Raw genomic sequence first — 13,496 nt, 5'->3', positions numbered from 1 at the left:
TCCAAAAACCATTTGAAAATTTATTTGATAGCCTGTAAAAAAATTCTACAAATAATTTTCCCATTTCAACTAATTTATATATTTACACTCTAATCAATAAAAATATATCGTTATGAAATCACAGCACACAGCACACAGCACACAGCACACAGCACACAGTACAATGTAGTATATTCTTATATTAATCGTATTAGGCAATTTGCATTTTTATTTACAATGATATCCGTTCTTCTTTTAGTAAATAGCAGCGTACATTCTCAATGCTCAGTCATTAACAACCCGCCTCAAACAATTAATGTAAACACTATTATTAATGCACCACAAATTTATAATGAAGATATTATTGTTGATGGAAATTCCTTGTTGGAAATTTATGGGCCGGGTACTATTTCTTTTGCTCCGGGCAAAGGCATAATTGTAAAATCTGGCAGTACTTTATATGCTGAAGGTGTAACACTCGCAAACAGCCAAACTTGCATGTGGAGTGGCATCACATTACAAGGAAATCCTTCCAATCAATTTGGAAGTGGTGGTACTTGTGAATTATCGGATGTTATAATACTAAATGCAAACATAGGGGTTGATGTAGGCAAAGGAGGAAGTCTTGCCTCGCTATATTCTACATTTGATGCTAATTACATTGGAATACGACTTGGCGATGGTCTTGGCTATAATGCCATTAGCTTTGCTATGGGTGGAACACATTTTACTTGCACCAACAATTTAATTATTCCTTATCAAAATCAAATGCCGAATTCAAATCCCGGAACTCGTTCATTTGCAGGAATTCTTAGTACAGAAATTGGCACATTGTTTACCTCATCATTTTTATCAGGATATAATAATACTTTCAATAATCTGAATTGCGGTATAATAAGCAATTCTGAAAATTTAATTGTTGCAGATTGTAGTTTTGAAAATATCAAAAATTATGATAATTATTTTAATCTGCTTTCTAATGGGTGTGGTATTCTTATTAATGGAAATTTGGATGATGTAGTCACTATAACTGGTTTAGGAATTTCCAGTATTATGTTTCCAAAGCCCCTTACATTTAATAATTGTTTTACCGGTGTAAGATTTGAGCGTGCCAATGTAAAAATTACCCAATGTCAAATGGATTATATGACTAATGGTGTGATAGGGCTTCTACCTGTTTCATCGTGTAGCATATATGGCAATCATATGAATTGTGAAAATGATGGAATAGTTGTTACTCAAGCTGATTTATGCACCAATACTCAAATCTCTCAAAATAAAATTAAACTTGATATACAAGCTGGTTCTATTTGGGGATTTGGAACTGGTATTGATTATTCAGCACTTGCTAATACAAGTACAACCACTGATATAAGCAATAATAATATTAATGTTTACAAAGGTGTCGAAGGTATCGTAGTTACTAATATTGGTATTGCCTCACCATTGCCACACCTAAATAGCACTATGAGTATTAATTATAAAACCAGCAATGCTTCAAACCAAGTTATGAGTTTTCAAACTCAAAATAATAAAATTGATTTACCTCTCATATTATCAAATGAAATGCGAAACGTAACAATTTACGAATACACCGGAAGAGTGGTATTGCGAGATGTGGAAATTGACATTCAAAAACTTGAAGCACAATTAACATCGGGCATCTATTTATTAGATGTAGTAGATATAAAAAACAAACACTATTTGTCAAGAATTGTAATCAAATAATATTATGAAGCGTTTAGTTATAATGGCTTTGTTATTATTTATAATAACAACAGCGGTAGGACAATCCATGAAGAATAATTTATTTTATGGATTTTGGCCAGGCAATATCCCATATGTTGGAACTTCATTATTAAATTTTAGTAGTGGTGCGCCAACAAATCTTCCAATAACAACTCCTATGGGATTTACTATGGCTAACGGCTTTATGAATGATTCTACTGGAAACATTCTATTTTATTCAAATGGGGTTTTTCTATTTAACAGTCAGAATACAAATATTGCAGGCTGTGATAGTATTTGTTTAGAAGATAATTATTATTTAGATACTTTATCAATTAAAGATGGTCTTCCTATTTCACAATTATTTTTTGTGATTCCAAAACCCGGTAATAATTCACATTTTTATTATATGTTTCAATTAAGTTATAACATTTCAATAAATAGTCAAGGCCCTTGGCTTAATTTTCATTTGATTGATATGGATGGCGACAATGGACATGGAGAAAATGTATCGTGCAACCATCAAGTAATTTATGATACACTTACTGATGGTTTTCTTACTGGCGTTAAACACGCTAATGGGCGCGATTGGTGGATTATATGTAATAAAGCATATACCAATTTATATTATAAAGTATTAGTTACCCCTGATACTATGATAGTGAGTAGCCAAAAAATTGGCCCAGTAATGGACTCTATTGAATACACAGGTCAAAGTAACTTTAGTAACGATGGCAAATGGTATGCCCGTGCTGATGCAAATGGTGGAATAGTCATCATGCAATTTGATAGATGCACCGGGCAATTTTTTAATGTATTGCATGATACAATTTCAAAAATGGGCTGCGGAGGTGTTGGATTTTCACCTAACAACAAACGTTTGTATGTATCAACCTGGTTAGACTTGTATCAATACAATTTAGAAGATACAATAAATATGTTGGCAAATAAAATTAAAGTAGCTCATACTGATAGTATGATCTTGCCGGTGGCTCACAACATATGAATACATTTTACCAACAGTTTCTTGCGGCAGATAATAAAATCTATGTGGTTACACAGGCAAATTACTTGGCCATGAATGTAATTAATAATCCAGATAGCCTTGGACTTGCTTGTGATGTGATACAACATGGTTTAATGCTATCAAAATTAAATCAACGCACTTGCCCCAACTGGCCAAACTACGAGCTTGGCCCGGAGATAGGCAGTATATGCGATAGCCTTGGCTTGGCGCAATATGAGGTTATAACTTCGGTAGGTTTGCAATTGTTTCCAAATCCGGCAAGCGGATTTTACAATATACGCTACTCCATACCGGGCAATGCAACAGCACTTGCTACTGTGTATGATGTAACAGGCAAAAAAGTTGAACAGCATAATTTATATGGACATTTTTCTAACCTACAAGTGTCCACTGCAATGTACACACCGGGCTTGTATGTAGTTAATGTAAGTTGTAATAATGTAAGTGAAAGCAAACGTATATTGGTAGAGTGACAAGGAAATTTATAATTAATTTAATTGAAGATTATTAAGAAATCTTAACATCGAATGAAAAATCTGAATCTAATTTATTCTTCTTTCACGATATCAAAAAAAATAGTTACCAAGGTTCTATTGCTTTTGGCCTTTTGTAATTTATTCTTTTTAGTCGAAATTCAAGGTCAAATGAATTCGTACTTTATATACGGGTACAATAAAATTCCTCTATGGGGCAAGGGCGTTGTCAATTACTCTTCGGGGCCGCCTATTAATATAGTGTTAATAAGTTACCTTCCGAATCTGTTTATTTTCAAGGGCGAGAAGCTGCTTTAGCTCGATATTGGAAAAAAATTTACTTCAGTATAATTTGATGCTTCCATATGCATGAATCGGGCTTCAAATATACAATATATTGCCCCTTGCAAAAAAAATCTATTCCCGGTTACTTACTGTATTTTGCTAACTTGAAATTGGTATGAAATCTGAGCCATCGATGCAAGAACTTTTGGAAGGTTGTCAATGCGGTTCCCTTTGGTCATCACGGTAATAAGGTAAGGATGTTGATTGCAGTATATAATAGCAGTTTCGTGCAGTTGGCTCAATGGTTGAGCAGGAAACTCACCAAACTTATGAATGATTAACACATCCGAAGGAATACCCTTCTTAAATCCATCAATAAATTTCGACTTACTTAATAATTCTGCAGCAAACTCTGAATTTTTATGGTTTATATAACCTGCATTGTATATACTTCTTAAAAAATAAGAATAGCTCTTTGCGGTAATTGGATAGCTAGCATCATTTGCATTTGGGATGGGCAAATTAAAATCTTTGAAAGTTTGCAAATAATCTTCAACGCCAACTTGTTGATTTAGTAAAGCTGTTGCCTCATTATCTGAGTAAACTATCATATACTCAAGCAACTCTCTTATGGTATATGTATTTCCTAGTATTAAAGTTTGGTCAGTATATACAACCGCTCTCGAATTATGCAATTTTTTATTATAAGTCAACTTCTCATTAAGGCGCGAAGGGTTGGTTTCTGATTGCCGCAAATAGGTAATCAAAATAGATATCTTCATTAAGGAGGCTGGCTCATAAGGTTCATTTTCATTAATGGTAAACCACTGAGTAGATTTTAAATCTCTAAAATAGACAGAAGCCGTTAGCAATAATCCTTCATTTTTGAATTTTTGAATTTGATCAACCATTTGAGTTTTTAGCACTGCATAATCATCCGACTCACACTCAGATTCGATAAACATAGTGGGTTCAATGTATTTATAGCCGCTCAAGCGCTTGATATCATAATCGCAAAAGGTCTTGCTTGTTTGCACTGCAGCTTTGGTTTCGATGCTATTGTGCTCATTTCCCATGAGACGATGAACTAAGAAAAACACTAATAGCATAAGCAACACCAATATGGGTAAAACGGTATATATAGGTATCCTGAATCGCAATACTCTTTTCATAACCAATTTTTAATAGTTAGGTTATTAGTTTAAATAATAGCGATACCAATAACTGGTATTACAAGAAAGATTTTTGATTTAAGTAGATAACGATGGACTTGCTGTGGTGATTTGTTTTTTGCGGTTACGTTTTTCATGTTTTCAATTATATTTAATATTAAATGCCAGATGAGCTAGGTCTATAGATTTTTATTCTACCAAATTAAGTTTAATGCCTAACAGATGAGAACGATACTTAAAGAGTAACAGTTGTCTGTTCGTTTTGTTTTCGATGCCCTATTTAATTGGGGGCTGCAATGAGCGCATTAATCTAAGCATCTACAAGAATAAACATCTAAGCAAGATTATACGGCAACTGAACTCGCATAATAAACTATCAAACTTAACACATGAAAAAAATGTACGGTTGATAGAAATAAAAAAAAATTGAAAAAATACTAAGCAGTTAAAAAGGTTAACAAGCAACTAGTGCAAAACCAAATTTCTAAAATTCGGCACTACCCGGAGTTCGTGGAAATGGAATTACATCGCGTATATTATTCATGCCAGTAACAAAAAGCACAAGTCTCTCAAAGCCAAGTCCAAAGCCAGCATGGGGGCAGGTACCAAACCTGCGTGTATCAAGGTACCACCACATCTCCTTTTCGGGTATATGCATTTCGCGCATTCGCGTTAATAGTTTATCATAGTCATCTTCACGTTGCGAGCCTCCTATAATTTCTCCAATCCATGGAAAGAGAATGTCCATAGCGCGCACGGTTTTTCCATCATCATTTTGTTTCATATAAAAAGCCTTGATCACCTTAGGATAATCGGTAATAATAACAGGCGAATTATAATGTTCAACTAAAAAGTTTTCGTGCTCCTTTTGCAAATCTGCCCCCATGAAACCTTAAACTCGAATTTATCATTAAAGCCTTCGAGCACACTAACGGCTTCTGTATACGATACACGCATAAATGGGGTTGCAGCAACTGACTGCAGCCTGCCAAGCAATTCCTTATCATATAAGTTGGTCAGAAAATCAATATCAGCACGACAATGCTCTAAGGCATAATTGATGCAATACTTGAGCATATCTTCGGCCAGATTCATATTATCATGAATATCGTAAAAGGCCATTTCAGGTTCAATCATCCAAAACTCGGCAAGGTGGCGAGGCGTGTTAGAATTTTCGGCTCTAAAGGTTGGGCCGAAGGTGTATATCAACCCCAATCCCATAGCACCAAGTTCACCTTCTAATTGCCCGCTTACCGTAAGATTAGTTTCGTGGCCAAAAAAATCTTCGGCATAATTTATTTCACCTTTATCATTTTTAGGAGGATTGGTGTGCGACAGGTTTGAAACACGAAACATTTCGCCTGCTCCCTCGGCATCGCTACCCGTAATTATTGGGCGAGTGCCAGTAGTTGAAACCGCGATCATTAAAAAATTTATGTATAGCAAAAGCTAACGCATGACGAATACGAAATACACAACCAAATGTATTGGTTCGAGGTCTCAAATGAGCAATTTCGCGCAAGAATTCAAGCGAGTGCCCTTTCTTTTGTAAAGGGTATGTTTCTGCATCGGCAGTACCATATACTATCACCGTGTCGCCTTGTATTTCCATTGACTGTCCGGCACCTTGCGATGCCACCATCTTGCCGCTCACTCCTATTGCGCTGCCAGTGGTAACCAGTTTAAGCACATCTTCGCTTATCTTATTGGGGTCAATCACAATCTGAATATTAGCCATGCAACTGCCATCGTTTAAAGCAATAAATTGCACATTCTTATTGCCACGCCTGGTACGTACCCACCCCTGCACGAAAACTGTGGTATCTGCCACACCTGCATCTAACAATTGCTTTATCCTTTGTTTTGCCATAACTATAATTTTGAGGGTGCAAAAATGGAATTTTTTTCGGTTCTTCTAAACCTAAGCTTTCTTTATTCATTTGGAATGGCACCTTTTAGCAAGGTGCATGATTAGCAAGGCTAATCAGGGCTTTTTAATTACCTTCGCGCTTTAATTTAAATATACTATGTCAAACGTTGTTGCCATAATTGGCCGACCAAATGTTGGAAAATCAACCCTGTTTAACCGCCTTACCGAATCAAGGGCTGCCATTGTGGATCCAACTTCGGGTGTTACCCGCGACCGCCACTATGGAAGAGCCGAGTGGAATGGAAAAGATTTTTCGCTAATAGATACCGGAGGTTATGTGTATGGAAGTGATGATGTTTTTGAAGAAGCCATCAACAGGCAGGTGAAAGCGGCCATCGAAGAATGTGATATTCTCATGTTTGTACTCGATGTTGAAACGGGCATCACCGATTTGGATGATGCGGTAGCGAAACTTATTCGCAAATCGGGAAAGCCTTATGTAGTGGTGATTAACAAATCCGACAATAATAAGCGAGCCAATGATATTTCAGATTTTTATTCGCTGGGACTTGGCGATGTATTTCCTGTAAGTGCAATAAATGGAGCAGGAACCGGAGAAATGCTTGACGAGCTAGTGAAGCATGTTAAGATTGTTAAGAAAATCGAAGACGATATTCCCAAAATTACCATTGTAGGACAGCCAAATGTTGGCAAGTCGTCACTTATGAATGCATTGATTGGCGAAGAACGTGCTATTGTAACTCCGGTGGCCGGCACAACACGAGATTCCATTTATACGCGATACAAGAGTTTTGGATTTGATTTTTATCTCGTAGACACAGCAGGTATACGCAAAAAAAAGCGCGTGCGCGAGGATCTGGAATTTTACTCTGTGCTGCGCACCATTAAAGCAGTAGAAGAAAGTGATGTTTGTATTTTCATGATAGATGCAGTTGAGGGCATTACTTCGCAAGACTTAAATATTTTTCACCTGATTAATTCAAACCGCAAGGGAGTAGTTATCCTCATCAACAAATGGGACTTGTATGAAAAAGACACCATGTCAACCAAAAACTACACCGATTATCTGAAGAAGCGATTAGAACCATTCACAGATGTGCCTATTCTATTTACATCGGTAACATCAAAGCAACGCATACACAAGGCACTCGAAACAGCTATCGATGTTTTCAATAACCGCAAGCAACGCATTCCAACCTCTCAGCTTAATAAAATCATGTTGCCTTTTATAGAGATTAACCAACCACCGGCTATGAAAGGAAAACTAATTAGTATCAAATACATTACTCAATTGCCGGGCCGCACTCCCATGTTTGGATTTTTTACCAATCACCCGCAATACATCAAAGAAAATTATAAACGATACCTTGAAAATAAACTCCGCGAACATTTTAAACTCAGTGGTGTTCCCATCGAAGTATTCTTTCGCAGCAGCAAAGCAACTAAAGGCGAAAAAGAGTATTAGAATAGCTTGTTTCAAAAAAACCTGCTACAATTCATTATTTGCGTTTTCATTAATTTCATCAATAAAATAAAAAATGTCAATTTGTAAACATAACGCTACGCTTGTAATTATCATGCTGCTAATAGCAGCATGCACTACCGGTATTCAAACTACAGATGCGGCTGCAGGCGCAGTCGAAGATCCACACTCGTATGCCAAACCAGAAATGGCTTTGATAAATAAACTGAACCTGAATTTGAATGTGGATTTTGAAAAAAAAGAATTGGCGGGTTATGCAGAATATGAGATAACAGCCAAATCTACAGCTACTGAAATTATTTTCGATACCCATTATTTGCAAATAGATTCATCGCTTGCAAATGGCAAGCGTGTAACCTTCGCTTTAGGCGAAGAAGATAAAATACTAGGCACACCGCTCCGTATTCCCATTACAGGCGAAACTAGACTAGTGCGCATATATTATAAGACAACCGATAACGCGCAGGCCTTGCAATGGCTGCAACCCGAACAAACGCACGACAAAAAATACCCCTTTCTGTTTACACAATCACAGGCCATTTTAGCACGTACATGGATACCGATACAAGATAGTCCGGGAATTAAAATTACCTACACGGCAACAATATCATGCCCAAAAAATTTGCTTGCATTGATGAGTGCGAGCAATCCTACCCAAAAAAATGAAGGCGGTGTTTATCACTTTACTATGGAACAACCGGTGTCACCCTATTTAATGGCACTAGCGGTGGGCGATGTTGTATATCATCCTTATAATACTGAATGTGGGGTATATGCCGAGCCGGGCATGATTGAACGCGTATCGTACGAATTTGAATCGATGCCTCAAATGATTACGGAAGCCAGCAATCTATATGGAAAATATGCATGGGGAAAATATGATGTTATCGTGTTGCCACCGAGTTTCCCTTTTGGAGGGATGGAAAACCCGCGTCTCACCTTTGCAACACCTACGGTTGTTGCCGGTGATCGCTCGCTTACTGCCCTAGTAGCGCACGAGTTGGCACATTCATGGTCGGGCAATTTAGTTACCAATCAAACGTGGAACGACTTCTGGCTTAATGAAGGCTTTACTACTTATTTCGAAAACCGAATAATGGAGAAGGTATACGGTAAGCGCTATAGCGATATGTTGCTGGTACTTGGCTATCGCGACTTAAAAAACACAATCGAAGAACTTAAAGAAACACCCAACGATCAACATCTGTTGTTAAACCTGGCAGGGCGCGACCCTGACGAAGGGATGAGTGATATTGCTTATGAAAAAGGAAGATTATTCCTGATTATGCTTGAGAAAAAATCAGGACGTGAAAAATTTGATGCTTTCCTAAAAAAGTATTTTACCGAAAATAAATTTAAAAGCATGAACACCGCGGGTTTTTTGCAAAGGTTAAAAACTGATTTGTTAAATAATGACGAATCCTTGTATAAGAACTATAAGATAGCCGAATGGATTAATCAACCGGGAATTCCTGACAATGCGATACTAACGGTGAGTGACGAACTTGGCCGTGTTGGTCAGGAATTTGAAAAATTTAATGCAACCGGAAATGCAGCCGGTATTGATACCACAGGATTTACAACACATCACTGGTTGCAATTGCTTAATCAACTTGACCAAACTACGGGCATCGAAAAAATGAAGGCTCTAGATGCGCAATTTAAATTTACGAACAGTACGAATGCCGAAATTCAATTTGCCTGGTACATGGCCGCCCTAAAAAATAATTATAGCAAAGCTGATGAGGCCATTGAACGCTACCTGTTGCAAGTAGGCCGTAGAAAATTTGTGCGTCCATTGTTTGCACAAATGTGCAAAACCCCGGAAGGCAAAGCCAGGGCAGTATCCATTTTTGCTAAAGCAAAAACTGGTTACCATAGCGTTACAGCCATATCGGTTGAGGAAATATTAAACAAATAATTTCGCATAGCAACGGTAGCTTATTTGCTATAAAAATTTCGTAAGCCAAGTTGGCAAATAAACTTAAATTCAAATTGGAGATATTAGATTTGCCACTATGCGTATAGTCAAATTAGTGCTGATATTTTCATTCATCCTTAGTTTAATTGCTAAAGATGGAGCCGCACAAACTGTTGTTCCTTCCGGATTTAATGATGTATTGTTTTGTAGTGGCTTAACCAATGTTACCGGATTTACCTTTGATAGTAACGGTCGTTGTTATGCCTGGGAAAAAGTAGGAAAAATTTGGATTATTGATAGCAATGGAGTGAAACAAAATTCACCACTTCTTGATATTTCGCAAGAAGTTGGCAACTGGAATGAACATGGATTAATTGGCTTTGTATTAGATCCACAATTTTACCAAAACGGATTTTTCTATTTATACTATACAGTGGACCGACACCATCTGCTGTACTTTGGAACCGGCACCTATAATACAAACACAAATTGGCACAATGCAGCTACTATCATTCGGGTTACGCGCTATAAGGCTGATGTGTCAACCAATTACACCACCACCCTACCGGGAAGCCGTTTCGTTTTAATTGGAGAAAACAAAACAAAAGGCATTCCTGTTTCAACCGGTTTTCATACCGGAGGTTCGCTTATGTTTGGTAACGATGGTTCGTTATTGATTGCTGTTGGCGACAATTCATTGGCTTCTGGAGGTAATGCTGATACCGGTTCTTATAGTGGAACCTATTGGAGTCAAGCATTGGCAGATACGATATTGAATTCATTTGAAAATATAGGAGCCTTTCGTTCGCAGTTAGTACAATCGCTAAGCGGAAAAATATTACGCATAGACCCAAGTACGGGCGATGGCTTAAGTACAAACCCATATTACAATGCTGCACAGCCCCGCGCAGCGGAATCGCGCATTTGGGCAATGGGTTTGCGAAACCCTTTTCGCTGCTTTGTTATTCCAGGAACCGGAAGTACAGATATTACTGCCGGTGAGCCGGGCGATATTGTAATAAATGATGTTGGCTACAACAAACGCGAAGAAGTAAATATTTGCAGCGAGGATGGAGCAAATTTTGGATGGCCCTTATACGAGGGTTATGACACATACCCGAGTTATTACAATGCTACTACCCGCAACCTTACCGAACCCAATCCGCTGTCGGGTGGTAATTGCCCATCGCATTTTATGTTCAAGAGTCTACTAATTGAAGATACTAAGAATCCGATTCCACAGTGGCAAAATCCATGTGATACCAATGTGCAGATTCCAGCTGCCGCTAAACGTCAAATGCATCATCGTCCGGTGTTCGATTACAGGCATGCCATTGCAGGGGTTCGTATTGGTTCATTCGATGGTAACAATGCAATTACCTTAAATGTAGGCGACACCAACTGTACTGTTACCGGAACACCCTTTGCCGGTGAATGCATAGCAGGCAGTATATTTTATAACCGTTACGATTTCCCTATTCAATATCAGGGTAAGCTATTTGCTCTGGATTACGATAACAAATGGATAAAATGTTTTGAGATCAACAATCAATATGAATTGGTATCGTTTTCAAATTTTGCTACCAGCACCTATCCACTTTTAAGCATAGCGACAAATCCCGCCAAAGGCGGTATTTATTATATCAATTATGGAGGGCAAATACGCAGAATATTCTACACCCTTAATGTTAACAATCCGCCACAAGCGCAGGCTACGGTAAACACTAGCTATGGCAACGCTCCACTTACGCTTAACTTTGATGCCAACAATACCATCGACCCCGATGATAACCCAATTACTTATCAATGGCTATGGGGCGATGGCAACTCCTCATCCGGAATAACAGCAACGTATACATTCACAGATACAAGTAACATTCCATCGCGTATTGATGTGAGGCTGGTTGCTACCGATCTTAGCGGATTATCTGATACCGTAGTTGTACCTATCTATTTAAACTGTTTGCCCTCGGCAATAACTATTACCAGCATTGCAGATAGCGATTACTACAGTACCAATGTTCAAACCCTATTGCCGCTGCAAGCCACAGTGACCGATAACTATTTCTCTTACCACCAGTTAAAATATGAATGGGTTACGGCTTTATATCACAACAATCACAGCCATCCCGAAGAAGCAGATACCAATAAAATAACCCAGTCGCTAATTGGTCCCGCAGGATGTGGCGAAAATTATTTTTATAAATTAATGCTGACAGTGACTAACCCACTAGGATTAAAAAGCAGTACCTCATTAAATCTATTGCCTGAATGCTTTACTCCTTCAGCTTCGTTCAACGTATCAGCCGATTCTATTTGTAACGGTGATACTGTACTTTTTACGAATACAAGTAAAGGCACGGGGCTTACGTTTCAATGGATATTTGAAGACGGCACTCCTGCAACCTCAACTAACAAAAACCCTGTGGTACGTTTTAATAGCTATGGATTTAAAAAAGTGCAACTTAAAATTTCAAATTACCTAGGTGTAGATAGCATAACAATAAGTAATGCTGTTTTTGTAAACGCTCCCTTACCTGCCATTGTGCAAGGCAATCAGGCCAGCATTTGCAAAAACAATGGCACCATTACACTCAATGCCACCATTAGCAATGCGTTGGGTTACCAATGGCTCATTAACAATCAAGTGCTAATGGGTTATACCCAACCAAACGCAACTATTAATATTGCAGGAAACTATTCAGTGGTAATAACCGACACCCTTGGTTGTAGTGATACAAGTAGCGCCATCACCATTAATTATTACAACAACATAGATACGGGAATCATATCCACACCTTCCGATGGCTTGTTTTGCAATGGAACTTCCTGCATGCTAACCAGCAAAAGCGATAGCAATTTTACTTTCCAATGGTATAAAAAAGACAGCCCGCTTACGGGAGTAACAGGATATAAAAGTGTGTTTACTACTGGAGGCGTTTATAAAGTTTTAATAACCGACTTTAATGGGTGCACTGAATACAGTCGCAACCGCGTAATAAGTGCCGAACCAAGAATTGATTTATATTTTAACGGCATTACCAAACTTTGCGAAGGCGACAGCATGTTACTTTCAGCACATTATAGTGCTGATTATACCTATCAATGGATAAAAAATGGCAACAACATTTCGGGTGCCACCCTGTCAAACTATTTTTCCAAACAACCCGGAAAGTATAAGGTTAGAGTAACAAGCACTTTGGGCTGCACACGAACTAGTGCGGTAGTAAAAATCTCTTCTACCGAGTGCTATGGAATTAAGTTAAGCGAGCTGTATCCTTTTATTTCGGGCATCTATCCTAATCCAGCTTCTCAGCAGGTCTTTATCGAATTCGAACATGACAAAGCAGAACCAGTGTATGCAGAGATTTACAGCTCTATTGGATTATTAGTCTATACCTCTGATAAAATTATTTCGGAAGAGGGGTACAATTACCTTCAAGTGGATATAAATAAAATGGAGCAAGGTGTTTATTTTGTTTACCTTCGCGGATTGTATAAAAACACGCAACGAAAATTTATTTTAAAAAGATAAAA

7 protein-coding genes and 1 pseudogene are annotated in these 13,496 nt (G+C 37.9%); 6 read left to right on the top strand and 2 right to left on the bottom strand.

The window, feature by feature from the left end:
- The first annotated feature begins 216 nt into the window (after positions 1-216).
- From IPO27_07865 to IPO27_07855, 3 genes are read left to right on the top strand one after another with little or no spacing between them, the layout of a single operon-like run.
- The gene (locus IPO27_07865; protein ID MBK8846446.1) at positions 217-1,707 is read left to right on the top strand and encodes a hypothetical protein; all 1,491 of its coding nucleotides are present in this window, start codon (positions 217-219) and stop codon (positions 1,705-1,707) included.
- A gap of 4 nt (positions 1,708-1,711) precedes the next feature.
- A complete protein-coding gene (locus IPO27_07860; protein ID MBK8846445.1) occupies positions 1,712-2,713 on the top strand; it encodes a hypothetical protein in 1,002 nt (333 codons plus the stop codon).
- The gene (locus IPO27_07855) at positions 2,710-3,207 is read left to right on the top strand and encodes a T9SS type A sorting domain-containing protein (GenBank protein ID MBK8846444.1); all 498 of its coding nucleotides are present in this window, start codon (positions 2,710-2,712) and stop codon (positions 3,205-3,207) included. The genes IPO27_07860 and IPO27_07855 overlap by 4 nt, the downstream gene beginning before the upstream one ends.
- Positions 3,208-3,638: 431 nt before the next feature.
- Here the strand turns inward: IPO27_07855 and IPO27_07850 are convergent, their stop codons facing one another.
- The gene (locus IPO27_07850) at positions 3,639-4,664 is read right to left on the bottom strand and encodes a serine hydrolase (protein ID MBK8846443.1); all 1,026 of its coding nucleotides are present in this window, start codon (positions 4,662-4,664) and stop codon (positions 3,639-3,641) included.
- Positions 4,665-5,148: 484 nt separating this feature from the next.
- Positions 5,149-6,534 (bottom strand): annotated as a pseudogene (gene asnS / locus IPO27_07845) (asparagine--tRNA ligase).
- Positions 6,535-6,691: 157 nt separating this feature from the next.
- Here asnS and der point away from each other — a divergent pair.
- The 3 genes from der (at position 6,692) to IPO27_07830 (ending at position 13,494) form a co-directional block, all read left to right on the top strand.
- Positions 6,692-8,020 (top strand): ribosome biogenesis GTPase Der, encoded by a 1,329-nt coding sequence (gene der, locus IPO27_07840; GenBank protein MBK8846442.1) that lies wholly within the window; start codon positions 6,692-6,694, stop codon positions 8,018-8,020.
- 73 nt (positions 8,021-8,093) lie between these two features.
- Positions 8,094-9,959: a M1 family metallopeptidase gene (locus IPO27_07835; protein ID MBK8846441.1), complete on the top strand. Its 1,866-nt coding sequence runs from the start codon at positions 8,094-8,096 to the stop codon at positions 9,957-9,959.
- Positions 9,960-10,056: 97 nt separating this feature from the next.
- Entirely contained in the window at positions 10,057-13,494 is a 3,438-nt protein-coding gene (locus tag IPO27_07830; GenBank protein ID MBK8846440.1) for a PQQ-dependent sugar dehydrogenase, read from the top strand.
- The last annotated feature ends 2 nt before the right edge of the window (positions 13,495-13,496 follow it).

The sequence above is a fragment of the Bacteroidota bacterium genome (genome assembly GCA_016714535.1).
Lineage (GTDB): Bacteria > Bacteroidota > Bacteroidia > AKYH767-A > OLB10 > JADKFV01.
Note: the sequence above shows the minus strand (reverse complement) of the source record. Positions and strands in the feature narration are given on the sequence as shown.